Annotated in this window: 22 protein-coding genes; 11 read left to right on the forward strand and 11 right to left on the reverse strand. The window is 60.8% G+C overall.

The genetic code is table 11. The annotated features are described in order from the left end of the window. Positions 1 to 70 precede the first annotated feature (70 nt). The 4 genes from ODQ19_RS06325 to ODQ19_RS06340 all read right to left on the reverse strand — a co-directional run bounded on the left by ODQ19_RS06325 (position 71) and on the right by ODQ19_RS06340 (position 3,238). Positions 71 to 466: a PIN domain-containing protein gene (locus ODQ19_RS06325; protein WP_137204601.1), complete on the reverse strand. Its 396-nt coding sequence runs from the start codon at positions 464 to 466 to the stop codon at positions 71 to 73. Then, positions 463 to 720 (reverse strand): AbrB/MazE/SpoVT family DNA-binding domain-containing protein, encoded by a 258-nt coding sequence (locus tag ODQ19_RS06330; protein WP_330209586.1) that lies wholly within the window; start codon positions 718 to 720, stop codon positions 463 to 465. The genes ODQ19_RS06325 and ODQ19_RS06330 overlap by 4 nt, the downstream gene beginning before the upstream one ends. Before the next feature lie 172 nt (positions 721 to 892). After that, positions 893 to 2,266 carry a nucleotide 5'-monophosphate nucleosidase PpnN gene (gene ppnN, locus ODQ19_RS06335; protein ID WP_330209587.1) on the reverse strand — a complete coding sequence of 458 codons (1,374 nt, stop codon included), beginning with the start codon at positions 2,264 to 2,266 and terminating at the stop codon, positions 893 to 895. Between the two features lie 147 nt (positions 2,267 to 2,413). After that, positions 2,414 to 3,238, reverse strand: coding sequence for an aspartyl/asparaginyl beta-hydroxylase domain-containing protein (locus ODQ19_RS06340; protein WP_330209588.1), 825 nt, complete (start codon positions 3,236 to 3,238; stop codon positions 2,414 to 2,416). Between the two features lie 276 nt (positions 3,239 to 3,514). Here ODQ19_RS06340 and fabV point away from each other — a divergent pair, with 276 nt between their 5' ends. After that, positions 3,515 to 4,708, forward strand: coding sequence for an enoyl-ACP reductase FabV (gene fabV / locus ODQ19_RS06345; RefSeq protein ID WP_116665163.1), 1,194 nt, complete (start codon positions 3,515 to 3,517; stop codon positions 4,706 to 4,708). Between the two features lie 302 nt (positions 4,709 to 5,010). Further along, positions 5,011 to 5,634 (forward strand): HAD family hydrolase, encoded by a 624-nt coding sequence (locus ODQ19_RS06350; RefSeq protein WP_330209589.1) that lies wholly within the window; start codon positions 5,011 to 5,013, stop codon positions 5,632 to 5,634. Here the strand turns inward: ODQ19_RS06350 and ODQ19_RS06355 are convergent. Continuing rightward, entirely contained in the window at positions 5,631 to 6,536 is a 906-nt protein-coding gene (locus ODQ19_RS06355; RefSeq protein WP_330209590.1) for a LysR family transcriptional regulator, read from the reverse strand. The two genes, ODQ19_RS06350 and ODQ19_RS06355, sit on opposite strands and share 4 nt — an antisense overlap. A gap of 102 nt (positions 6,537 to 6,638) precedes the next feature. Between ODQ19_RS06355 and ODQ19_RS06360 the strand changes: the two genes are divergently transcribed. Beyond that, on the forward strand, positions 6,639 to 7,808 hold the full coding sequence (locus ODQ19_RS06360; protein WP_330209591.1) for an aspartate aminotransferase family protein: 1,170 nt from the start codon (positions 6,639 to 6,641) through the stop codon (positions 7,806 to 7,808). A gap of 131 nt (positions 7,809 to 7,939) precedes the next feature. Here ODQ19_RS06360 and punR read toward each other — a convergent pair whose 3' ends face one another. Further along, a complete protein-coding gene (punR, locus tag ODQ19_RS06365; RefSeq protein WP_330209592.1) occupies positions 7,940 to 8,854 on the reverse strand; it encodes a DNA-binding transcriptional activator PunR in 915 nt (304 codons plus the stop codon). 122 nt (positions 8,855 to 8,976) lie between these two features. Here punR and punC point away from each other — a divergent pair, with 122 nt between their 5' ends. Next, entirely contained in the window at positions 8,977 to 10,161 is a 1,185-nt protein-coding gene (punC, locus tag ODQ19_RS06370; protein ID WP_330209593.1) for a purine nucleoside transporter PunC, read from the forward strand. 137 nt (positions 10,162 to 10,298) lie between these two features. Here the strand turns inward: punC and ODQ19_RS06375 are convergent, their stop codons facing one another. Beyond that, positions 10,299 to 11,132 carry a nucleoside-binding protein gene (locus ODQ19_RS06375; protein ID WP_116665080.1) on the reverse strand — a complete coding sequence of 278 codons (834 nt, stop codon included), beginning with the start codon at positions 11,130 to 11,132 and terminating at the stop codon, positions 10,299 to 10,301. Between the two features lie 158 nt (positions 11,133 to 11,290). Between ODQ19_RS06375 and ODQ19_RS06380 the strand changes: the two genes are divergently transcribed. Continuing rightward, a complete protein-coding gene (locus tag ODQ19_RS06380; protein WP_330209594.1) occupies positions 11,291 to 12,793 on the forward strand; it encodes a nucleobase:cation symporter-2 family protein in 1,503 nt (500 codons plus the stop codon). Between the two features lie 95 nt (positions 12,794 to 12,888). Here the strand turns inward: ODQ19_RS06380 and ODQ19_RS06385 are convergent, their stop codons facing one another. Both ODQ19_RS06385 and ODQ19_RS06390 read right to left on the reverse strand, forming a co-directional pair. Continuing rightward, positions 12,889 to 13,821, reverse strand: a complete 933-nt coding sequence (locus ODQ19_RS06385) for a proline iminopeptidase-family hydrolase (protein WP_330209595.1) — start codon at positions 13,819 to 13,821, stop codon at positions 12,889 to 12,891. A gap of 93 nt (positions 13,822 to 13,914) precedes the next feature. Next, the gene (locus tag ODQ19_RS06390; RefSeq protein WP_116665078.1) at positions 13,915 to 14,679 is read right to left on the reverse strand and encodes a LuxR family transcriptional regulator; all 765 of its coding nucleotides are present in this window, start codon (positions 14,677 to 14,679) and stop codon (positions 13,915 to 13,917) included. A gap of 183 nt (positions 14,680 to 14,862) precedes the next feature. On the opposite strand from ODQ19_RS06390, the gene ODQ19_RS06395 reads away from it, so the two are divergent. From ODQ19_RS06395 to ODQ19_RS06420, 6 genes are read left to right on the forward strand one after another with little or no spacing between them, the layout of a single operon-like run. Continuing rightward, the gene (locus ODQ19_RS06395) at positions 14,863 to 15,750 is read left to right on the forward strand and encodes a proline iminopeptidase-family hydrolase (protein ID WP_330209596.1); all 888 of its coding nucleotides are present in this window, start codon (positions 14,863 to 14,865) and stop codon (positions 15,748 to 15,750) included. Positions 15,751 to 15,753: 3 nt separating this feature from the next. Continuing rightward, positions 15,754 to 16,701, forward strand: coding sequence for an ABC transporter permease (locus ODQ19_RS06400; protein WP_330209597.1), 948 nt, complete (start codon positions 15,754 to 15,756; stop codon positions 16,699 to 16,701). Further along, complete coding sequence (locus tag ODQ19_RS06405; protein WP_058410160.1) at positions 16,698 to 17,555, forward strand: ABC transporter permease; 858 nt, start codon at positions 16,698 to 16,700, stop codon at positions 17,553 to 17,555. The genes ODQ19_RS06400 and ODQ19_RS06405 overlap by 4 nt, the downstream gene beginning before the upstream one ends. After that, a complete protein-coding gene (locus ODQ19_RS06410; protein ID WP_330209598.1) occupies positions 17,552 to 18,508 on the forward strand; it encodes an ABC transporter ATP-binding protein in 957 nt (318 codons plus the stop codon). Before ODQ19_RS06405 ends, ODQ19_RS06410 begins: the two co-directional genes overlap by 4 nt. After that, the gene (locus tag ODQ19_RS06415) at positions 18,505 to 19,476 is read left to right on the forward strand and encodes an ABC transporter ATP-binding protein (RefSeq protein WP_330209599.1); all 972 of its coding nucleotides are present in this window, start codon (positions 18,505 to 18,507) and stop codon (positions 19,474 to 19,476) included. Before ODQ19_RS06410 ends, ODQ19_RS06415 begins: the two co-directional genes overlap by 4 nt. Positions 19,477 to 19,508: 32 nt before the next feature. Beyond that, positions 19,509 to 21,023, forward strand: a complete 1,515-nt coding sequence (locus ODQ19_RS06420) for an ABC transporter substrate-binding protein (RefSeq protein ID WP_330209600.1) — start codon at positions 19,509 to 19,511, stop codon at positions 21,021 to 21,023. Positions 21,024 to 21,142: 119 nt separating this feature from the next. Here the strand turns inward: ODQ19_RS06420 and ODQ19_RS06425 are convergent, their stop codons facing one another. Then, positions 21,143 to 21,883, reverse strand: coding sequence for a YciK family oxidoreductase (locus tag ODQ19_RS06425; protein WP_014717613.1), 741 nt, complete (start codon positions 21,881 to 21,883; stop codon positions 21,143 to 21,145). A gap of 177 nt (positions 21,884 to 22,060) precedes the next feature. Continuing rightward, positions 22,061 to 22,732 carry an N-acetylmuramic acid 6-phosphate phosphatase MupP gene (gene mupP / locus ODQ19_RS06430; protein ID WP_003189759.1) on the reverse strand — a complete coding sequence of 224 codons (672 nt, stop codon included), beginning with the start codon at positions 22,730 to 22,732 and terminating at the stop codon, positions 22,061 to 22,063. Between the last annotated feature and the right edge of the window lie 4 nt (positions 22,733 to 22,736).

The raw sequence follows: 22,736 nt of genomic DNA on the forward strand, positions 1-22,736 counted from the left end.
GGCATTCAGGTTGCACGCGGTGCCTGTGAGTTTTTCGCGAGCAAGCTCGCTCCTACACAAACAAAGCGAGCTAGCCGAGCCGTTTCATCCCCGCTGCCTTGGCCGCGTTCAGATCAAAGGTGGCGGTGTACTCGCACCCCGCCGCATGGCCACAGCGTTCAACCAGGCAGTCGGCAAAGTCGGCTTTGCCTGCGCTGAACTTGCGCAATGCCTGCCAGATGATATCGGCGTGCTCGACGGTCAGCTCCCGTGTGTGCAACAAGGTTTCCAGCACCGTCACCACGTCGCTTTTGGCCGACTGGTAGCAGGACTGCAACACCCACACCAACTCCGTAAGCGTCACCAGGCTGACAAAGCCTGGCGAGGCGGCGGAGAGCGATTCGATCAGTTGGGACGCCTTGGCTGATTGAACCGGGTCGTCCTGGGTCAGGTAACGCACCAGCACGTTGGTATCCAGGCCGATCATCCAGCGGTTGCTCCCTGGGCCGCGATGGCGCGGTTCATGTCTTCGATAGACACAGCATGGGCGGGCTTGTGGATCAAACCCTTGAGGTCCTTGACGGTTTTGCTCGCGGCAATCATGGAAAACGTGCCGTCTTCCATTTCGACGAATTCCACCCGGTCGCCGGTTTCCAGGCCCAGGGCCGTCCTGACCTGGACAGGGATGGTGATTTGCCCTTTTGAAGTGAGTGTGGCGGTAGCCATAGTGAAGATCTCCATCGTGATATTCCTTACCTTAGGGTAAGGAATGACAGAGGACAATATCCGTTGGTCCATAGATCGCTCGCTGAGGTGAATGAGTCGGAATAGTAAAACCCTAGTCCGAACTCTCGAGCCTCACACGCCGGGCCATGCCCCAAACGGATACAAACTATGACTGACCGCCGCGGGCTTATTGCACCACGCGATAGCACGGCACATAGGCCGCGCCGCCTGGCAACTTCATGCGGTGCTGGGCCACGAAGGCCTTCAGCAGCTCATCCAGCGGTTTCATGATGGCCGGGTCGCCGTGGATCTCATACGGGCCGTTCTCTTCGATCAGGCGGATGCCCTTGTCCTTGACGTTACCCGCCACGATCCCCGAGAACGCCCGGCGCAGGTTGGCTGCCAGTTCATGGGGCGGCAGCGCGTGGCTCAGTTGCAGGCTGGCCATGTTTTCGTGGGTAGGGTCGAACGGGCGCTGGAAGCCTTCGTCGATCTTCAGCAGCCAATTGAAGTGGAATGCGTCGTTACGCTCACGGCGGAACTGCTTCACCGCCTTGAGGCCGGCCGTCATCTGGCGCGCCACTTCAGCCGGGTCGTCGATGATGATCTGGTAATGCTTCTGCGCCGCTTCGCCCAGGGTGGCACCGACGAACGCGTGCAACTGTTCCAGGTAAGGCGCGGCGTGTTTGGGCCCGGTCAACACCACCGGGAACGGCACGTCGCGGTTGTCGGGGTGCATCAGGATGCCCAGCAGGTACAAAAACTCTTCTGCCGTGCCGGCGCCGCCGGGGAAGATGATGATGCCGTGGCCGACGCGCACGAAGGCTTCCAGACGTTTTTCGATGTCCGGCAGAATCACCAGCTCATTGACGATGGGGTTCGGTGCTTCGGCGGCGATGATGCCAGGCTCGGTCAGGCCCAGGTAACGCCCGCCGGTGATGCGTTGCTTGGCGTGGGAAATGGTCGCGCCCTTCATCGGGCCTTTCATTACGCCAGGGCCGCAGCCGGTGCACACATCAAGGCTGCGCAGCCCCAGTTCGTGCCCGACTTTCTTGGTGTATTTGTATTCTTCGGTGTTGATCGAATGGCCGCCCCAGCACACCACGATCTTCGGCTCCACACCCGGGCGCAGCGTACGGGCGTTGCGCAGCAGGTGGAACACGTAGTCGGTGATGCCTTGGGAGTTGCTCAGGTCGATACGCTGGCTGTCCAGCTCGTTCTCGGTGTAGACGATGTCGCGCAGGGCGCTGAACAGCATTTCGCGGGTGCTGGCAATCATTTCGCCATCGACGAACGCATCGGCCGGGGCGTTGAGCAGTTCCAGGCGTACGCCACGGTCTTGCTGGTGAATACGCACTTCAAAGTCTTTGTAGGCGTCGAGGATGGTCTTGGCGTTGTCGATATGCGCGCCGGTGTTGAGAATCGCCAGGGCGCATTGGCGGAACAGGGTGTAGATGCTGCCGGTACCGGCTTCGCTCAGTTGCTGCACTTCACGTTGGGACAGGGTTTCGAGGCTGCCCTTGGGGCTGACGGAGGCGTTGATGACTTGACGTTGGGGCATTCTGATTCCTTGAAAGCATAACCACCGCGCCGCTTGGGGGCGATGGCTTGAGAAGGGTGAGCGCCAATTAAGGTCGCACGAGACGGTTATTTACCTCAGGCGCAAGGCCCAGCGCAAATGCCGTCCAACACCATCATGCCGCAGAACTTACTGAATCAGCTTCCAGTTTTTGTAGAAAACCCGACGCAGGGTAAAGACCAGGCCGGCAAACCCTGCGATCACGGCGTTGAGCACCGAGGGCAGCAGGGTCGGGCGCACAATATCAATGAACAGGCAGTAGCGTTTGGCGTCGTTTTTGTTGAAGGACGCGTGCATTAGCGTGTCATCGAAGATAAACAGCGGGTCGTCGTGCCAGTAGTGCTTGTGCTTGCCTACCTGGATATACACGCCCTCATGGTGCGGTGCTGGCGCCATGTTGTAGAGCACACGGAACATCATGCGCAGGGGGCCAAAGTGAAAGGAGGTCGAGCGGTTCTCGTTGAATACCGAGACGCCGATGGTCTTCACGAATGGCAGTTTCTTGCGCAGTTGCGGGATATCCAGCGTGGTCTCGATGGGGCGACCGTACCACTGGAAAAACAACATGCCGCGTTTCTTCTCGGCCATGCGCTCGTCCAGGTAGCTGATGATGTCATCCTTGCGGGCCATGGCGTCGTCGATCACCTGTTGCAGGTCTTCGCGCCAGGCCGGCGGCAGGTCTTGCATGGTATAGACATGCCGGTTGCGGCTGCTCAGCAGGTCGAGCAGGGTGTTGAACGGTGCCAGCACCCAGGTATTACGACCGTTGCCGATAAAATACTTCTTGATGGTGTCGCGGTCGTACAGGCCGTTACGCAGGAAGTCATAAACGCCGCAGCACACCACCAACAGCAGAAACACCAGGCAACTGCGCGGGAAACAATAGATCAACAGCAGAACGCCGAGCACCCACGCCAGGGACACCAGCTTTTTGCCGACAGCATTTTTGCTCATGAAACGAGGCTCCAAAGCCGAAACATATTGAAACAATATCGTCATCATAGGGGTTTCTGCCGGCGGCAGGCGTTTTTAAATAGGGTGAAATTGTGAAGCCGCTGCACAATTTGTAACCGTTGCCGTGCAGGCTCCGGCGTTTTATGGATTGAATTTTGAGAACAGAAGATTTGCGACTATCGTGACGCTTCGGTTTTTCAGGCGTCATAGACCGGTACGATTGAAGTTGAATGGCCACTATTGGCCTTCGGCACCTTGGAAGAGGCAGAAATTTTTATGATCATCAAACCGCGGGTTCGTGGCTTTATCTGTGTGACCGCTCACCCTGTTGGCTGTGAAGCGAACGTCAAAGAGCAGATCGACTACGTAACCAAAAACGGCGTCATCGAAGGCGGCCCTAAAAAGGTACTGGTCCTCGGTGCCTCCACCGGCTACGGCCTGGCCGCGCGCATCAGTGCTGCGTTTGGCTGCGGCGCCGACACCCTGGGCGTGTTTTTTGAGAAAGAAGGCGAAGAAGGCAAGCTGAGCTCCGCCGGCTGGTACAACAGCGCGGCGTTCGAGAAGTTTGCTGTGGAAAAAGGCCTGTACGCCAAGAGCATCAACGGCGACGCGTTCTCCGACGAGATCAAGCGCCTGACCATCGAGACCATCAAGAAAGACCTGGGCAAGATCGACCTGGTTGTCTACAGCCTGGCCGCCCCACGCCGTACCGACCCGCAAGGCGTGGTGCACACCTCCACCCTCAAGCCAATCGGCAAGGCCGTGACCCTGCGCGGGATCAACACCGACAAGGGCGTGGTGGTCGACACCACGCTTGAGCCTGCGACCCAGGAAGAAATCGACGGTACCGTGAAGGTCATGGGCGGCGAAGACTGGCAGCTGTGGATCGACGCCCTGCGTGACGCCGATGTATTGGCCGAAGGCGCCAAGACCACCGCGTTCACCTACCTGGGTGAGAAGCTGACCCAGGACATCTACTGGAACGGCTCCATCGGCGAAGCCAAGAAAGACCTGGACAAGAAAGTCCTGACCCTGCGCGAAAACCTCGCTGCACTCAAGGGCGACGCCCGCGTGTCGGTGCTCAAGGCCGTGGTTACCCAGGCCAGCTCGGCAATCCCAATCATGCCGCTGTACCTGTCGCTGCTGTTCAAGGTGATGAAAGAGCAGGGCACCCACGAAGGCTGCATCGAGCAGGTCTACGGCCTGTTCAAGGACAGCCTGTACGGCAGCCAGCCGAAACTCGACGCCGATGGCCGCCTGCGTGCCGACCTGGCCGAGCTGGAGCCCAAGGTCCAGGACGCCGTGGCCGCGCTGTGGAACCAGGTGACCGACGACAACGTCAACGAGATCAGCGATTTTGCCGGTTACAAGGCTGAGTTCCTGCGCTTGTTTGGCTTTGAGATTGACGGCGTGGATTACGATGCGGATGTGAACCCGACCGTCAAAATCAACGGCCTGATCCAGGCTTAAAACCCGGTCAATAAGATGGGAGCTGGCTTGCCCTGATGTCAGTCAGTTAACGCAAATCCCCTGTGGGAGCGGGCTTGCCCGCGAAGGCGGCCCAGTCGCGGCATCTGTGACTGCACTACCGCTTTCGCAGGCAAGCCAGCTCCCACATTTGATCTTCGTTGCTTTGAGCATTGCGTTCGCTCAATTTGGCCGTGCCTACTCCCCTCTGTCTTTTCAGACCCTTCTTACGCCTCGGCGCGCGCCTCCCTCTTTCAGATCTGTCAGACTCCAGCAGCTATCAAGCCACGCTAACGGAGGATCTGATGACGATTCGTGCAGTAGTTTTTGATTTCGGCGGTGTCCTGTTCGACTGGAGCCCCCAGCATCTGTACCGCAAGCTGATTGCCGACGACGTCGAGCGCCAGTGGTTCCTCGACACCATCTGCACCCAGGACTGGAACACCGAGCAAGATGCCGGTCGCTCCCTGGCTGAAGCCACCCGCACCCTGATTGCCCAATACCCCGAGCACAAGACCCTGATCCAGGCTTACTACGAGCGCTGGCCCGAAATGCTGCGTGCTGAATTACCCGAGGGCGTGGCGATTCTCGAAGCGTTGCACCAGGTTGATATGCCGCTGTTCGGGCTCACCAACTGGTCGGCTGAAACCTTCCCTTACGCCCGGGCCAACTACCCATTTCTGAAGCGTTTTCGCAATATTCTGGTGTCCGGCGAGGTGAAGTTGATCAAGCCTGATCCGGCGATCTACCACGCCAGCCTCAGTCAGGTGCGCGCGCACCTGCCGGATATCCAGGCCAGTGAAGTGGTGTTTATCGACGACGTCGCCGGCAATATCGAGGCCGCCATCGCGTTGGGCTGGCAGGGCATTCACCACGTATCGGCCGAGCGCACCGCCTCGCGTTTGCATGAGTTGGGCGTGGCGTTTTAGCGCGCCCATTTCTCCATCACAAAGTCGACGAACGCCCGCAGCTTGGGCAGGCGATAGCGGTCTTGGCGATACATCAGGTGCATGGGGCGGCTGGGCAGTTTATAGGTGGTCAGCAAGGCCACCAGCTTGCCGCTCTCCAGGTCCGGTTGCACCAGGGCATCGGCCAACATGCTGATGCCCATGCCGTTGATGGCGGCCTGGCGCAAGCCTTGCGAGCTGTTGATGGTCAATGAGCCAGACACCGGCACCTCCACCTCACCCTCATCGCCTGTCATGCGCCAGAGTTTATCGGTGTCGCGCCAGTTGTCGTTTGCGGGGTAGGCGAACGCCAGGCAGTCATGCTGCTGCAGGTCATCCGGGGTTTGCGGTGTGCCGCGTCGCGCCAGGTAAGCAGGGGAGGCGCAAAGGGTGAGGGTGTAGGCCTGCAGAGGCCGGGCTATCAGGCTGGAGCTTGCCAGTTCGCCGAGACGGATCGCCACGTCAAAACCGCTGTCGACCAGGTCCATGCGCTCATTGTTCATCACCACGTACAGGTCGATAAGTGGGTAGCGCTGGGAAAACTCGCTCAAGGCCGGCACCAGGCGTTCGGTGCCGAAAACGGGAGGCGCGGTGATGCGCAGGCTGCCTTTAGGGGCTTCGCTGTGGACCTGCTCGGCCAGTAGCTCGGAGTCGGCCACCAGCCCCAGCACTTCCAGGCAGCGCTGATAATACTGCCCGCCAAATTCGGTGAGGTTCTGTTTGCGCGTGGTGCGTTTGAGCAAGCTGACGCCAAGCCGTTGTTCCAGCGCCCGCAGATGGTTGCCCACCATGGTGGTCGAGATCCCGCATTCCTGCGCGGCGCCGGTCATGCTGCCGGTCTCGACGACTTTCACGTACACCGACATTGCCTGGAACAGATCCATTATCAAGCCCTGGTTTAAAGTTATTGCAGTAATTGTGCGTTTATCCAGCGAGGGTGGTTAACGATACTTGATCCACCCCAACGATGCACTGGAGTCGCCACTATGACCGCCGCCTGCCTGATGAGCACTTATCAACCTCTGGCCCTGAGCTTCACCCGCGGCCTGGGCACGCGCCTGTGGGACCAACAAGGCCGCGAATACCTGGACGCCGTGGCCGGCGTGGCGGTGACCAATGTTGGCCATTCCCACCCCAGGTTAGTGGCCGCCATCAGCGAGCAGGCCGGCTTGCTGCTGCATACCTCCAACCTCTACAGCATCGACTGGCAACAACAATTGGCCCGGCGCCTGGCCCAACTGTCCGGGCTGGACCGCGCGTTCTTCAACAATTCCGGCGCCGAAGCCAACGAGACGGCGCTGAAGCTGGCGCGTTTGCATGGCTGGAAAAAAGGCATCGAACGGCCGTTGGTGGTCGTGATGGAGAACGCCTTCCACGGCCGCACGCTAGGCACCATGGCCGCCAGCGACGGGCCCTCGGTGCGCCTGGGGTTCCAGCGCCTGCCCGGCGATTTCATCAAGGTTGGGTTTGGCGACATGGCGGCCCTGGAGGCGGTCACCGCACAGTTCGGCACGCGTATCGCGGCGGTGCTGCTTGAACCGGTCCAGGGTGAAAGTGGTGTGTTGGTGGCGCCGTCAGGCTACCTCAAAGCCCTGCGCGAGCACTGCACGCGCCACGGCTGGCTGATGATGCTCGACGAAATCCAGACTGGCATCGGGCGCACCGGCGCCTGGTTTGCCTTCCAGCACGAAGGCATCGTGCCAGACGTGATGACCCTGGCCAAAGGCCTTGGTAATGGCGTGCCCATCGGCGCCTGCCTGGCCCGTGCTGCCGTCGCTGAGCTGTTCACCCCAGGCAGCCATGGCAGCACCTTTGGCGGCAACCCGCTGGCGTGTCGCGTCGGGTGTACGGTGCTGGAGATTATTCAGGAGCAAGGCTTACTCGAAAATGCCACACGCCAGGGCGAACACTTGCTGGCGCGTTTACGCATGGAGTTGGAGGACCATCCGCAGGTGCGGGCGATTCGTGGCAAGGGCTTGATGATCGGCATTGAACTGGCAAGCCCTTACCGCGACCTGGCCCAACGGGCGGCGCAGGAGCATGGGCTATTGATCAACGTCACGCGGGGCAAGATCATTCGCCTGTTGCCGCCGCTGACGCTGGAGCGTAAGGAAGTGGAGATGATCGTGCGAGCCATCACCCGCCTACTGGACTGAAAAGGTGCGGAAGGGGGCGATGCTCGTTCCCACGCTCTGCGTGGTAACGCCTCCTGTGACGCTCTGCGTCACGCCTTAAGAGCGGACGCGGAGCGTCCAGGGCAGCATTCCCACGCGGAGCGTGGGAACGATCAGAGGGAGGGGCCATTCAGCCATTCCTGGTTCATGGTTTCGGTATCCCCCAAGTACTCCAACAACCACGCCATGGCCGGCGACAGCTTGTTCTGCGCCCACGCCACACACGACGGGCTGGCCGGAAATGGCCGGCTCAACTGCAGCGCCACCAAGTCCCCGCGTTCGATCCATGGCAATACCTGATGGGCCGGCGCCATCCCTACACACAGGCCATCGCGCAGGCAATCCAGGGCCGACGCCCAGTTGGGCACCACCAGGCGGCGCTGGTTATCCAGGGTCCAGGTGTCGCGCTTGGGCAGGTGGCGGGAGGTGTCGGTCATGCACAGCGAGGCAAAGGGGCGCAGTTGGTCATCACTGAGCAAACCTTCCACCTCCGCCAGCGGGTGCCGGGCGCTGACCACGCACAGCCAGTTCAACAGGCCCATGTCGCGGAAGCTGAAGTGGCTGGCCACCGGCACTGCGCTGGTGGCGCCGATCACGATGTCGGTGCGTTCATCCGCCAGCGCATCCCACACGCCGTTGTACACCTCGTATTCGAGCAGCAATTCCACTTCGGGAAACTGCCGATAAAAGTCGAGCACCAACTGCCGGCAGCGCTGGGGTTTGACGATGGAGTCCACGGCCACCTTCAACTGGCCGCTCCAGCCATTGGCCACCTGTTGGCATAGGCGCCGGGTGCCGAGCATTTTTTTCATTACGCCGCGGGCTTCGTCGATAAACAAACGGCCGGCGGGGGTCAGTTCTACGTCGCGATGCCTGCGCACAAACAAGGGCACGGCCAACCATTCTTCGAGCTGGCGCACCGTGTAGCTGATGGCCGACGGTACGCGGTGCAGTTCCTGGGCGGCGGCGCTGAAGCTACCGTGACGGGCAACGGCGTCGACCACATCCAGGGAATATTCCGACCACATGCGAGTTGCCTTCAAAATTATTGATGAGAGTTTCCAATTATTATCGCTTCACACAGATATTGTCAGCTTCATAATGGGCGCCAGTCAGCAAATAGTTTGATGGCAGTATCTACAAGGCTTCGATGAAAAATTCTTTTGGTTTTACCTGGTATCTGGCGGGGCTGAGCATGCTCGGTTATCTCGCCATGGACATGTACTTGCCGGCGTTTGGCGCCATGGGCGAGCAGTTGAACATTGGTGCTGGCGCGGTGGGCGCCAGCTTGAGTATTTTCCTTGCCGGCTTTGCGGTCGGGCAGTTGCTGTGGGGGCCGCTCTCGGACCGCCTGGGGCGCAAGCCCATCCTGCTTGCTGGCCTGAGCCTGTTTGTGCTCGGTTGCCTGGGCATGTTCTGGGTCGAGACCGCGCCGCAGCTGCTGGCTCTGCGCTTTATGCAGGCGATTGGCGTGTGTGCCGCGGCCGTAAGCTGGCAGGCTTTGGTGATTGATCGCTACCCGGCCGACAAGGCTCATCGCGTCTTCGCCAGCATCATGCCGTTGATGTCGCTGTCTCCGGCCCTTGCACCGCTGTTGGGCGCCATGGTGTTGAATCACTTTGGCTGGCAGGCGATCTTCGGCGTATTGCTGGTGGTGTCGTTGTTGCTACTGTTGCCGACCTTGTTCCTGCGCAATGTGCCCAAGCGTTCGGAGCACAAGGGCAGCCCGGTGCGCCTGGGGTATGGGCAATTGCTCACCTCGCGGGTGTTTACCGGCAATGTGATGATCTTCGCCGCCTGCTCGGCCAGCTTCTTCGCATGGCTGACCGCCTCGCCGTTCATCCTCGGTGGCATGGGCTACAGCCCCAATGACATCGGCCTCAGCTACGTACTGCCGACCCTGGCGTTTCTCGTCGGCGGCTACAGTTGCCGCAGTGCCTTGCAGCGCCTGCCAGGTAAAACCCTGCTGCCGTGGTTGCTGGTCGCCTATTGCTTGAGCATGGTGGCGTTGTACCTGGTGGCCACCTTGAGTGTGCCGACCCTGATCACCTTGTTGATCCCGTTCTGCCTGATGGCGCTGTGCAACGGCGCCAGCTACCCGATTGTGGTGGCGAATGCGCTGATGCCCTTTGCGCAAAACTCCGGCAAGGCGGCGGCCCTGCAAAACACCCTGCAGTTGGGTCTGTGCTTCCTGGCCAGCCTGTTGGTGTCCTCGATGATCGAGCAACCGCTGTTGATTACGGTAATTGTGATGTTGGCGACGGCGCCGCTGGCGGTGTTGGGGTATTGGCTGGCACGGCCGAAGGGCAACTCTTCCGAACTGGCCAGCGCCTGAGCTGACAATACGAGCAAAATGTAGGAGCGAGCTTGCTCGCGAAAAACGTCAACGATAACGCGGGCTTCCTGAATAAGCGCGGCGTCCGTGAGTTTTTCGCGAGCAAGCTCGCTCCTACAAAAAGCCTGCTTCTTCAGTTAGAACGTCACTTCCATGTTCAGCGTCGGTGTTGAGGTGCGGCTGCCACGGCCACCGTCCACGCCGAACTTGTTATGCCAGTATTCATAACCCACCCCTAGGTACAGGTTCGGCTTCACGCTTTTACCCGGTCGCACCGCCACCATCAGCGCCGTACGCATCAAGGCCTCCGCTGCCGTATCGCGGCCATGGTAATCCTCGCCTTTCTCCCCGACGTAATTGATAAATCCCTGGAATTTCGCCGCATGGTTGCCGACTTCGAACGGGCGCATCCACGTCAGGTTAAGCATGTAGGTGTCGTCGAAGGTGTGGTTCGACTCTTGCGCGCCAGGGATGCCAGTGTGGTTCTTTTCCTTGTAGTACATCAGGCTCAGGTCCAGCACGCCGACGGTGCCCCACTTCAACGTGGGGCCGATCACCAGGGCGCGCTTCTTGGCGGAAGCGAAGTTGTTGTTGCGGTTGGCGTCGAAGCCCAGGGTCAGCGCGTAATCCTTGATCAGCCCCGTGCCCTGCGGCAAGTCGAACACGCGTGAGGCATACAGCTGATGCCGGTACACGGCGTACACCTCGCTGCCACCGTGGTCGGTGCCCTTGCGCGGGTCGCTGCTGTCGGACAGGAACACATCGAGGTTTAGGAAATTGCTGCCGTAACGGTAGCCGCTGGCGTGGGTAAAACTGTAGATGCGCTTGCTGAAGTCGTCGGGGTTGTTCGGGTTGGTGAAGTGTTGCCCGTAGCGAAACCCGACGCTGTTGTTCATCCATTCCACCGCGACAGCCTCCCCGCCGCCGAGAAGGGTCAATGCGACGGTGGCGCCCTGTAGTGCCTTTTTCATTATTTTTGGTCCTTTGGCGTTCTGGCTCGTGACGGCCGGATTGTTTTTGTAACGCCGTTGGAGGGTATCTTGTTCGATTGATTGTATACAACTCTATGGACATACAGTCTTAACATTGCATACAGTGAGCGCACAACAAAAACAGAGAACCCCTCACCATGACTATCCCGAAGGCGTCACCGCAGCGGCCCGAAGATGAAAATCTGGGCGTCGCCGCCAACATGGCTTACGGCCTGCAGCACGTGCTCACCATGTACGGCGGCATCGTCGCCGTGCCGTTGATCGTCGGTCAGGCAGCCGGGTTGTCGCCGGCGGATATCGGCCTGCTGATCGCTGCATCGCTGTTTGCCGGTGGCCTGGCCACGCTGCTGCAAACCCTGGGCCTGCCGTTTTTCGGCTGTCAGTTGCCGCTGGTGCAGGGCGTGTCGTTCGCGGGTGTGGCGACCATGGTGGCGATTGTCGGCAGCGACGGTGCCGGTGGCGTGCCAGCGATCCTCGGGGCGGTGATGGCCGCGTCCTTTATCGGCTTGTTGATCACCCCGGTGTTCTCAAGGATCACCAAGTTTTTTCCGCCGCTGGTGACGGGCATTGTGATTACCACCATCGGCCTGACCCTGATGCCCGTAGCGGCGCGCTGGGCCATGGGTGGCAACAGCCGGGCGGCGGATTTTGGCAGCATGTCCAACATCGGCCTGGCCGCGCTGACTCTGGTGCTGGTGCTGCTACTGAGCAAGATCGGCAGCGCAACCATCTCTCGCTTGTCGATCCTGCTGGCCATGGTGATCGGCACCGTGATTGCGGTGCTGCTCGGCATGGCGGACTTCTCCGGTGTCATGCAGGGGCCGATGTTCGGTTTCCCCACGCCATTTCACTTCGGCATGCCCACCTTCCATGTGGCGGCGATCATTTCCATGTGCATCGTGGTGATGGTGACGTTGGTGGAAACCTCGGCGGATATCCTGGCGGTGGGTGAGATCATCGACACCAAGGTGGACTCCAAGCGCCTGGGCAACGGCCTGCGTGCCGACATGTTGTCGAGCATGTTCGCGCCGATCTTCGGTTCGTTCACCCAGAGCGCATTCGCCCAGAACGTCGGCCTGGTGGCGGTGACCGGGGTCAAGAGTCGGTTCGTGGTGGCCACTGGCGGGGTGTTCCTGGTGGTGCTCGGCCTGCTGCCATTCATGGGCCGGGTGATTGCGGCCGTGCCGACTTCCGTATTGGGCGGCGCCGGGATTGTGTTGTTCGGCACGGTGGCGGCCAGCGGGATTCGCACGCTGTCGAAGGTGGATTACCGCAACAACATGAACCTGATCATCGTCGCCACGTCCATCGGCTTCGGCATGATCCCCATCGCCGCGCCGAGCTTCTACGATCAGTTTCCAAGCTGGTTCGCGACCATCTTCCACTCGGGCATCAGCTCGTCGGCAATCATGGCGATATTGCTGAACCTGGCATTCAACCACTTCACCGCCGGCAACTCGGACCAGCAGTCAGTGTTTGTGGCGGGGACTGAGCGCAGCTTGTGCTTTCGCGACGTGGCCGCGTTGCGCGACGGCGATTACTACCGGGGAGGGAAGCTGTTTGATGCCGAAGGTAAGGAGATTCCGTTGGTGGCCGATGCCCTGAGGAAAATATCCAAGCCTGAGACCAGCGAGGTTTAACGAGCGACCCGTGTACCCTGTGGGAGCTGGCTTGCCTGCGATAGCGATGGTGAATTCACCGGTGCTATCGCAGGCAAGTCAGCTCCCACAGAGATTCAACCCGCTTTGAGTTCTTTGCAGGGCAACGAACACGCCTCATCCAGAAACTTCACCACCGTTCCCATGCACGCCTGGCGTTCTTCCACATGGGGCATGTGGCTGGAGTCTTCAAACAGTGCCCAGCGCACGTCCGCTATCTCATCCAGGAACGGTTTGACCACCAACGGTGTGGCTTCGTCATGTCGACCGGAAATCACCAGGGTTGGCACCTTGATGGCTGACAGGCGGCCGATCACGTTCCAGTCTTTCAAGCTGCCGATCACGTGGAATTCGGTCGGGCCGCTCATGGCGTGGTACACCGTCGGGTCGGCATCCACCTGGGCGAAGGTGCGTGCCACTTCTTCGGGCCACGGGTTGACCCGGCACACATGCTGGTCATAGAAAACCCGTGAGGCCGCCAGGTATTCCGGGTCTTGGTAGGTGCCGGCCTGCTCGTGCTTGAGCAGGGTTTCGTGCACGCCTTCAGGCAACAGCTTGCGCAGGCGGTTGGCTTCGCTGACCCAGGTGCGCATGCAGGTGGGGGAGTTGGCAGGGATAAACGCGCGCAGGCCCTTGGGTTGCAAGATCGCGTGTTCGCTGCCCAGCATGCCGCCCCAGGATTGCCCGAGGATCGCGTAGTTCTCACTGATTTGCAGGTGGTCCAGCAGGTTGTTCAACTCGTCGAGGAACAGGCCGATGGTCCAGAACGACGGGTCTTTTTCCGGCAAATGCGTGGAGCGGCCGTTGCCCAACTGGTCGTAGTGGATCACCGCATGACCGCTGGCGGCGACGTCCTTGAAGGCGTCGACGTAATCGTAGGTGCAGCCAGGGCCGCCATGGATGATCACCAAGGGCGTGCGGCCTGTGGTCAGGTCGCCCGTGACGCGATACCAGGTCTGGTAGGCGCCAAAGGGCGCGTAGCCTTCGCGAACTTTTTCGATGAATTCCATTTCGTACCCTGCTCTGAAAAAAAGGATCAGGGTTACGATAGTCTGAACAAAAAGTTTAGGTAACTAGCAAAACAGATAGGTTTTTCCCAGCGCTCAACCTTCCAGCAAGCGGTAATGGGTGGCGCGAACCACCGCCTGAACACGGTTCTTGGCCCCCAGTTTGTGCATGGCCGAGGCCAGGTGCAGGGTGACCACCGCCAGGGAACGGCTCAATTGGGTGGCGATTTCGGCGGCGGTCAGGCCCTCGGCCGCCCACTTCAGGCATTCACGCTCGCGCTTGGTCAGGCGGATGTGCGGATAAGCCCGCACTTCCTTGCTGAACAGCGGGTACGCCGCTTCCTGGAGGGCATGGGTAATCAGGCTGAAATCGGCCAGCGTATGTTGGGCGTCCTTCAATACCGTGCGCGCCTTGCCGGTGCGCAACCCGGTCAGCGAGGCGAAGCCGCCCCGGGGCAGATGAATCGGCACGCTGACGCCGCAGGTCAGTTGGCGTTCATGCAGGTAGGACGAAACGGGGGCGTGGCACGGGTCGATGATCTTTTGCAGGGCAGTCTCGGTCTTCGCCTCATAGGACCAGACAAATGGTGATACCGAACTCAACGCCAGGTGTTGCACCGGGTCGATCTGGTAAAACCCTTCGCTGCACCATAAGGCGTGCCAGTCGGCCGGTGTGTTGCGCAATTGCAACAGCGAGGGCGTGATCAGTGCGCCGTTGAGGTCGATGGGCACCGGGCTGTAGTCATACACCAGGGCATCGAAGCCCAGTTGTTGGGCAAGGATAAACGCATTGTCCATCTGTTCATCCAGGCTCCTGCCCGGTATGAGGCGATTATTGAAGGCGGTCAGCTTGGCCAGCATCCGTTCTGCTCCCGAATTCATTTGAATCTCGACTTGCTGCAAGTAGAATGCCACGCCCCGGCGAAGGACTGCCAGGCCAAACCTATAAGAAATACTAGGTTATGGACGCACGGCATCCTCGGTAGTGTTGACCTGATAAACGGCCGCTACCCGCCAGGCCGATACAACACAAGGAATGTATGCATGTGGCGTGAAATTGCCCCCGACCAGCAGTACAACGTGCAAGTCGACGGCCATAACCTCGCGGTCTACAGCTTTGGCGAAGGCGATGAGGTGCTGCTGTGTCTCAACGGCGGGCCGGGCCTGCCGTGTGACTATCTGCGCGACGCCCATGGCTGGCTCAAAGCACATAACCTGCGAGTGGTTGCATTCGACCAGCTTGGCACGGGCGCATCAGCCAGACCGACCGATGCCGCACTGTGGGAAATCCGCCGTTATGTCGAAGAAGTCGAGACCGTGCGCCAGGCGCTGGGCCTGGGCCGCGTGCATTTGCTCGGGCACTCCTGGGGCGGTTGGCTGGGGATCGAATATGCCCTGCATTATTCCGGTGCGCTCAAAAGCCTGATCCTGGAAAACACCGTCGGCGACATTCCCCACCTGTCCCAGGAACTGGAGCGCCTGCGCGGCGCCCTAGGCAGCGAAACCGTGGCCATGATGCAACGCCACGAAGCCATGGGCACTCTCGACCACCCGCAGTACCAGGCCGCCATCACCTTGCTCAACTACCGCCACGTGTGCCGGCTCGACGAATGGCCAGAGCCGGTCAAGCGGTCCCTGGGCGACTGGAACATGGGGCCGTACGAAACCATGCAAGGCCCCAACGAGTTCCTCTATATCGGCAACCTCAAGGATTGGAACCGCCTCAAGGAAATGGCCGAGTTCAAGATGCCGATCCTGATCACCACCGGCCAGCACGACGAACTCACCCCCGCCTGCGCAATGCGCATGAAACTAGCAGCACCCCACGCCGAGTTGCATGTGTTCCCCAACAGCAGTCATATGCCGTTTTACGAGGAGCCGCAGGCGTACTTCCCGGTGCTGCTGGACTTTCTCGCTCGCCACCGAGGCTGACGCATGAACCTGGCGCGCTACCGCTTCGTGTTGTCCCGGCCCCTGCAATTGCTGCCGGTGCTGCTGGGCATCAGCCTGATCACCTTCGTGTTGGTGCGCTCGATTCCTGGCGACCCGGCGCGCGCCTTGCTGGGTTCGCGCAGCACGCCGGATGCGCTGTTGAAGATCCGCGCCCAGTTCGGCCTCGACCAACCCTTGTGGCTGCAATACTTTTACTTCCTGAAAAACCTGCTCAAGGGCGACCTCGGCCAATCGCTGCTGTACAAGGTCGACGCCCTGAAACTGATCGTCACCCGCATCGAGCCGACTCTGGTGCTGGTGCTGGGCAGCGTGGTGCTGGCTTTGTTGATAGCGGTGCCATTGGCGACGATTGCGGCACGCCAGCAAGGCCGTTGGGCGGACAAGCTGATCCGCGTGTTCACCACGGTCGGCCTGGGCATGCCGGCGTTCTGGCTGGGGTTGATGCTGATCCTGCTGCTCAGCGTGAAATGGGGCCTGTTCCCGGTGTCCGGTTACGGGCGCACCTGGCTGGACAAGGCGCACCATATGCTCTTGCCATGCCTGACCATCGCCCTGGCGCTGTCGGCGGTGCTGGTGCGCAACCTGCGGGCGAGCATGTTGATGGAGTTGCAGGCAGACCATGTCACCGCAGCCCGCGCACGCGGGCTGCCTGAAGGCGCGGTGTTTCGTCGGCATGTGCTGCCCAATGCCCTGGTGCCCGCGGTCAACCTGCTGGCGGTCAACATCGGTTGGCTGATCAGCGGCACGGTGGTCATCGAAAGCCTGTTCGCGATTCCAGGCATCGGCCAATTGCTGGTGCGCGGCATTTTTACCCGTGACTACATGGTGGTGCAGGGCGTGGCGATGGTGCTGGCCTGTGCCACGGTGGTGGTCAACTTCATGGCCGACCTGGTGACAGTGGCCCTCGACCCACGGGTGAAGATGCAATGAGCAGTCGCCCCCTGATCGCCCCATGGCGCTTGCGCCTGCGCTTTGGTTTTCGCAATGGCCGACTGACTGCCGCATGGGGGTTGTTGATCCTGTTCGCGTGGTTGGCCCTGGCGCTGTTTGCGCCGTGGATCGCGCCCTATGACCCCATCGCGCAGGACACCGGCATGAGTTTGCTGGCCCCCAGCCTTGCCCATCCGTTGGGTACGGACAATTACGGCAGGGATATCCTGTCGAGGGTGATCTGGGGGGCGCGCATCGACCTGCAGCTGGCGGTTGTCGGGGTGATCTTCCCGTTCATCATTGGCACCTTTATCGGTGCGGTCTCGGGTTATATCGGCGGGCGCTTCGACAGTGTCTGCATGCGTGTGATCGACGTGGTGCTGGCATTCCCGTTCCTGGTGCTGATGCTGGCGATCATGGCCATCCTCGGGCCGGGCTTGCAGAGTTTTTATATCGCCATGGCACTGGTGGGTTGGGTGTCGTACGCGCGCCTGATTCGCTCGCAGATCCTGGTGCTCAAGGAAAGCGAGTTCGCCCTGGCCGCCAAGAGCCTGGGCTTTGGCCATGGGCGCATTCTGTTCCGGCATTTGCTGCCCAATGCGCTGTTTGGCTCCATTGTGTTTTCCATGTCTGACGCGGTGCTGGTGCTGCTCAACGGCGCCGCCGTCAGTTACCTGGGCCTGGGGGTGCAACCGCCGACCGCCGAATGGGGGACGATGGTGGCCGAGGGGCAAGCCTTCATCACCACCGCCTGGTGGATCTGCACCTTTCCGGGCCTGGCCATCGTGACTTTGGCCATGGGCTTCAGCCTGTTGGCCGATGGTGTTGCGCAGGTATTGGGGGAGCGCTCATGAGCCTGTTGCAGGTGCGCGACCTCAGTGTGATCGCCAACAACGCCGGGCGTGAGGTCACCTTGGTGGATCGGGTGTCCTTCGACCTGGCCGAAGGTGAAATCCTTGGCTTGGTGGGTGAGAGCGGTTCCGGCAAGACCATGGCCTGTCGTGGCCTGATGCGTCTGTTGCCATCGCCCAATCTGCGCGTGCAGGGCGGCGCGGTGCAGTTGGCCGGCCAGAACCTGTTGGCGCTGGATGATGCCGGTATGCGCGCCGTGCGCGGCGGGCAGTTGGGCATGATCTTCCAGAACCCCAGCAGCCATCTGGACCCGTTGATGCGCATCGGTGAGCAGATCGCCGAGGGCATCCGCCTGCATCAAGGTGCGTCGAAAAAAGACGCGCGCTTGCAGGCGATCGAGGTATTGCGTCAGGTCGGGATTCCCGACCCCCAGGCGCGGGTCGACAACTACCCCCATGAGTTTTCCGGCGGCATGCGCCAGCGCGCAATGATCGCCGTAGCCCTGGGCTGCAACCCGAAGGTGCTGATCGCCGACGAACCGACCACGGCCCTGGATGTGACGGTGCAGGCGCAAATCCTGCGGCTGTTGCTCGACCTGCGCGACCAGCGTGGCCTGTCGATCATCATGATCACCCATGACCTGGGCGTGGTGGCGCAAACCTGCGATGCCATCGCCGTAATGTACGCCGGGCGCCTGTGCGAGCACGGCAGCAAATACGAACTGCTGGCCCAACCGCAACATCCGTATACCGCAGGCCTGATCGACTGCCAGCCGGCCCACAGCAGCGGGCATGCGTTGTTGCGCACCCTTGCTGGCCAGCCGCCGTTGCTCGATGCATTGCCCGACGGCTGCCGCTTCCACCCGCGCTGCCCGCAGGCCGGCGCCTTGTGCACCGAGTTGCTGCCCCAAGGCGCACGCGTGGCCTGTCACTACCCGTTGGGAGCGCGCCCATGAGCTTGTTACAGGTCAAGGATTTGGAAGTGCGCTTTGCCGCGTCCGGCAGCGGCCTGTTTGGCCTCAACCGCCAGTGGGTGAGGGCGGTGAACGGGGTGTCCCTGAACCTCGCCGCCGGTGAAACCCTGGGTTTGGTGGGCGAGTCCGGCAGTGGCAAGAGCACCCTGGGCCGGGCAATTCTGCACCTCAACCCGATCAGCGCCGGGCAGGTGTTGTTCGACGGTGTCGACATGGCCCATGGCAGTGCCATCGACATTGCCCGGCTGCGGCATGAAACTGCGATGATTTTTCAGGACCCCTACGCCGCGCTCAATCCACGGCACAGCATTGGCGAAACCATCGCCGAGGTACTGCGTGTGCAGCGTAAGGTGGTGGCGCAGCAGATTCCTGATCGTGTGAATGAATTGCTCGAACTGGTCGGCTTGCGTCCTGAGCTGGCTTCACGCAAGCCCGGCTCCCTCAGCGGCGGCCAGTGCCAGCGCGTGGGTATCGCCCGGGCGCTGGCGGTGGAGCCGCGCCTGATCATTGCCGATGAATGCGTGGCGGCGCTGGATGTGTCGATCCAGGGCCAGATCATCAACCTGCTGCTGGAACTGCAACAACGCATGAACCTGGCGATCCTGTTTATCGCCCATGACCTGGCCATCGTAAGGCGCCTATGCGACCGCGTGGCCGTGATGTACCTGGGCAAGATCGTCGAGGAAGGGCCGGTGGAAGCGGTGTTCACCGCGCCGCGTCACCCGTATACGGCGGCGCTGATCCAGGCCATCCCGGAGATCGATCCGCACCGGCCATTGCCTGCGCAACCATTGCCCGGCGAACCGCCGAGCCCGCTGAATCTGCCGACAGGCTGTGCCTTTCACCCGCGTTGCAGGTATGCGCAAGCCATGTGTTCCACGGTATTGCCCCCCACCCATTTCCTGCACGAGCATCGGTACAGTTGCGTGCTTGAAGCCCCTTTGCTTTGACCCTCTGCCATTCATTAACAAGGAGTTGTGATATGCACTCGCGCCACTTGAAATTGCTCGCCGCCGCTACCCTCACGGCCTGGTCGCTGACCGCCGGCCTGGCCCAGGCCGCCGGTGTGCTCACCATCGGCTGCCGTGAAGACAGCACCACCTTTGACCCGATCAAAAGCGCGCAAAACCGCGACACCTGGGTGTTTGCCAACGTCTACGACACCCTGGTGCGCGTGGATAACCTGGGCACCAAGATGGAACCGGGCCTGGCCCAAAGCTGGGACATTTCCAAGGATGGCCTGACCTACACCTTCAAGCTGCGCGAGGCGAAGTTCTCTGACGGCTCGCCGATCACTGCCGCCGACGCCGCGTTCAGCCTGCTGCGCATCCGCGACAACAAGGCCTCCTTGTGGAGCGACCCGTTCAGCCTGATCAACACCGCCACGGCCAGCGATGCCAAGACCCTGGTGGTCACCCTGAAAACTCCGGCGGTGGCCTTCCTTTCGCAACTGGCGTCGCCAACGGTGTCGATCCTGTCTGAAAAAGCCATGACCAAGATGGGCGAAGACGCCTACTCGGAAAACCCGGTGACTTCCGGCGCGTTTACCGTGGACGAGTGGCGCAAGGGCGACCGCGTGATCCTGAAGAAAAACCCGAATTTCTGGCAGGCCAGCAGCGTGAGCCTGGACGGCGTGGAATGGGTGTCGGTGACCGATGACAACACGCGCATGCGCATGGTGCAGAACAACGAACTCGACACGGCGATCTTCGTGCCGTTCTCCCGGGTCGAAGAACTGAAAAAGGACCAGAACGTGGTGATCCACGCCGACCCGTCCACCCGTGAAGATCACCTGTTGATCAACCACGAGCACGGCTTGCTGGCCAAGCCGCAAGTGCGCCAGGCCCTGGACATGGCCATCGATAAGCAATCGCTGGTCAAAGCCGTCACATACGGTCAAGGCACCGTGGCTTATTCCTACATTCCAAAGGGCTCGCTGTACCACTACGCCAACAACCTGCAACGCCCGTACGACCCGGCCGAAGCCAAGAAGCTGCTGGCCGCTGCGGGTGCCCAGGATTTGAAGCTCAACTACGTGGTCAACGCCGGCAACGAGGCCGACGAGCAGATCGCGGTGATCATCAAGGACCAGCTAGCCAAGGTCGGCGTGACCGCCAACCTGCAAAAAGTCGACCCGACCCAAAGCTGGCAGATGCTGGTGGACGGTGAGTACGATATTTCGGTGATGTACTGGACCAACGACATCCTCGACCCCGACCAGAAAACCACCTTCGTGCTGGGCCACGACACCAACCAGAACTACATGACCCGCTACAAGAACGACCAGGTCAAGGCGTTGGTGGCGGCCGCGCGGATCGAGGCAGACCCGGCCAAGCGTGAGCAAATGTATGTGGAGTTGCAGAAGCTGGCCAAACAGGATGTGAACTGGATTGACCTGTACTACAGCCCGTACATCAACATCTCACGCAAGAACGTCAGCAACTTCCTGCAGAACCCGTTGGGGCGCTTCACCTTGGAGGAAGTGGTCAAAAACTGAGTTTTTAACTACACCACAAAGCAATGTGGGAGCTGGCTTGCCTGCGATGGCGATGGAACATTCACCACCGCTATCGCAGGCAAGCCAGCTCCCACCTTTGTTTTGCGGTGTGTCAGGGCTTATTGCGCATCGAAGGCCTGGCCATTGATGCCCGCACTGTCCGGCCCCATCAGGTACAGGTACACCGGCATGATCTCTTCCGGCGCCGGCCTTTCCATCGGGTTTTCCCCTGGGTACGCCTGGGCGCGCATGCTGGTGCGGGTGCCCCCCGGGTTGATGCTGTTGGCGCGCACTGCGGCCACATCTTCCAATTCATCGGCCAGGGTTTGCATCAGCCCCTCGGTGGCGAACTTGGACACGCCATAGGCACCCCAATAAGCACGGCCCTTGCGCCCGACGCTGCTGGAGGTGAACACCACCGACGCATCCTGGGACAGCTTGAGCAACGGCAGTAAAGTGCTGGTCAGCATGAACATCGCGTTGACGTTGACGTGCATCACCCGCATGAAGTTCTCGCCGGACAACTGCTCGATGGGCGTGCGCGGGCCGATGATCGAGGCGTTGTGCAACAGGCCGTCGAGGTGGCCGAATGCCTTTTCGATCATTGCTGCCAGCTCATCGTATTGGTGGGGCAGGGCGGTCTCCAGGTTGAACGGGATCACCACCGGCTGCGGGTGGCCCGCGGCTTCGATCTCGTCATACACCTGGGCCAGGTTGGCTTCGGTCTTGCCCAGCAAGAGCACGGTGGCACCATGGGCGGCATAGGTCTTCGCCGCTGCCGCGCCAATCCCGCGACCGGCGCCGGTTACCAGGATGATCCGGCCTTTGAGCAGTTCTGGAGGGGCAGAATAATCAAACATAAATAGCCTCGACAAATTTCAAGGTGATACAGCTCTCGAAGTGGAATCCATTTCCTGTGGGAGCTGGCTTGCCTGCGATGGCGGACGACCTGTCGCCAAATGTGCTGGCTGGCAGACCGCTATCGCAGGCAAGCCAGCTCCCACATTGATCTCAGCGTTGTTGAGATCTTCGAACAATCAGCAACTGCACAGCGCGTTATCCAGCACCTTGCGCAATTCCAGCGGGTGATCCACCACCACATCCGCGCCCCAGTGGCGTGGGTTGTCGTCCGGGTGGATATAGCCATAGGTGACCGCCGCCGTGCGCGTACCGGCATCGCGGCCGGACTCGATGTCACGCAGGTCATCGCCCACGAACAGCACGCTGGCCGGGTCCAGGTCGAGCATCTTGCACGCCAGGATCATCGGCTCCGGGTCCGGCTTGCTGTTCTTTACATGGTCCGGGCAGATCAGCACGGCCGAGCGCTCGGCCAGGCCCAGGCGCTGCATGATCGGTTCGGCAAAGCGCACCGGCTTGTTGGTGACCACGCCCCAGATCAGCTTGGCTTTCTCGATGTCTTCCAGCAGCTCGGCCATGCCGTCGAACAGTTTGCTGTGCACCGCGCAATCCTTGAGGTAACGCTCCAGGAACTCCTGACGTAGTTCTTCAAAGCCCGGCGACTCCGGGTCCATCGAGAAGGTTACGGCGACCATCGCCCGCGCACCGCCGGAGATTTCATCACGGATGTGCTGCGGGTTGATCGGCGCCAGGCCACGGTCGGCGCGCATGGCCTGGCAGATGGCGATAAAGTCCGGCGCGGTGTCCAGCAGGGTACCGTCCATGTCGAAGAGAACCGCTCGCAACTTCACAGGC

This window comes from Pseudomonas sp. AM4(2022), from assembly GCF_036346515.1.
Taxonomy (GTDB): domain Bacteria; phylum Pseudomonadota; class Gammaproteobacteria; order Pseudomonadales; family Pseudomonadaceae; genus Aquipseudomonas; species Aquipseudomonas paracarnis.

Excerpts from the sequence above, each read along its gene's own strand:
- ODQ19_RS06325 (WP_137204601.1), bottom strand. The coding sequence starts at position 466 with ATGATCGGCCTGGATACCAACGTGCTGGTGCGTTACCTGACCCAGGAC.
- ODQ19_RS06330 (WP_330209586.1), bottom strand. The coding sequence starts at position 720 with ATGGAGATCTTCACTATGGCTACCGCCACACTCACTTCAAAAGGGCAA.
- ppnN (WP_330209587.1), bottom strand. The coding sequence starts at position 2,266 with ATGCCCCAACGTCAAGTCATCAACGCCTCCGTCAGCCCCAAGGGCAGC.
- ODQ19_RS06340 (WP_330209588.1), bottom strand. The coding sequence starts at position 3,238 with ATGAGCAAAAATGCTGTCGGCAAAAAGCTGGTGTCCCTGGCGTGGGTG.
- fabV (WP_116665163.1), top strand. The coding sequence starts at position 3,515 with ATGATCATCAAACCGCGGGTTCGTGGCTTTATCTGTGTGACCGCTCAC.
- ODQ19_RS06350 (WP_330209589.1), top strand. The coding sequence starts at position 5,011 with ATGACGATTCGTGCAGTAGTTTTTGATTTCGGCGGTGTCCTGTTCGAC.
- ODQ19_RS06355 (WP_330209590.1), bottom strand. The coding sequence starts at position 6,536 with ATGGATCTGTTCCAGGCAATGTCGGTGTACGTGAAAGTCGTCGAGACC.
- ODQ19_RS06360 (WP_330209591.1), top strand. The coding sequence starts at position 6,639 with ATGACCGCCGCCTGCCTGATGAGCACTTATCAACCTCTGGCCCTGAGC.
- punR (WP_330209592.1), bottom strand. The coding sequence starts at position 8,854 with ATGTGGTCGGAATATTCCCTGGATGTGGTCGACGCCGTTGCCCGTCAC.
- punC (WP_330209593.1), top strand. The coding sequence starts at position 8,977 with ATGAAAAATTCTTTTGGTTTTACCTGGTATCTGGCGGGGCTGAGCATG.
- ODQ19_RS06375 (WP_116665080.1), bottom strand. The coding sequence starts at position 11,132 with ATGAAAAAGGCACTACAGGGCGCCACCGTCGCATTGACCCTTCTCGGC.
- ODQ19_RS06380 (WP_330209594.1), top strand. The coding sequence starts at position 11,291 with ATGACTATCCCGAAGGCGTCACCGCAGCGGCCCGAAGATGAAAATCTG.
- ODQ19_RS06385 (WP_330209595.1), bottom strand. The coding sequence starts at position 13,821 with ATGGAATTCATCGAAAAAGTTCGCGAAGGCTACGCGCCCTTTGGCGCC.
- ODQ19_RS06390 (WP_116665078.1), bottom strand. The coding sequence starts at position 14,679 with ATGCTGGCCAAGCTGACCGCCTTCAATAATCGCCTCATACCGGGCAGG.
- ODQ19_RS06395 (WP_330209596.1), top strand. The coding sequence starts at position 14,863 with ATGTGGCGTGAAATTGCCCCCGACCAGCAGTACAACGTGCAAGTCGAC.
- ODQ19_RS06400 (WP_330209597.1), top strand. The coding sequence starts at position 15,754 with ATGAACCTGGCGCGCTACCGCTTCGTGTTGTCCCGGCCCCTGCAATTG.
- ODQ19_RS06405 (WP_058410160.1), top strand. The coding sequence starts at position 16,698 with ATGAGCAGTCGCCCCCTGATCGCCCCATGGCGCTTGCGCCTGCGCTTT.
- ODQ19_RS06410 (WP_330209598.1), top strand. The coding sequence starts at position 17,552 with ATGAGCCTGTTGCAGGTGCGCGACCTCAGTGTGATCGCCAACAACGCC.
- ODQ19_RS06415 (WP_330209599.1), top strand. The coding sequence starts at position 18,505 with ATGAGCTTGTTACAGGTCAAGGATTTGGAAGTGCGCTTTGCCGCGTCC.
- ODQ19_RS06420 (WP_330209600.1), top strand. The coding sequence starts at position 19,509 with ATGCACTCGCGCCACTTGAAATTGCTCGCCGCCGCTACCCTCACGGCC.
- ODQ19_RS06425 (WP_014717613.1), bottom strand. The coding sequence starts at position 21,883 with ATGTTTGATTATTCTGCCCCTCCAGAACTGCTCAAAGGCCGGATCATC.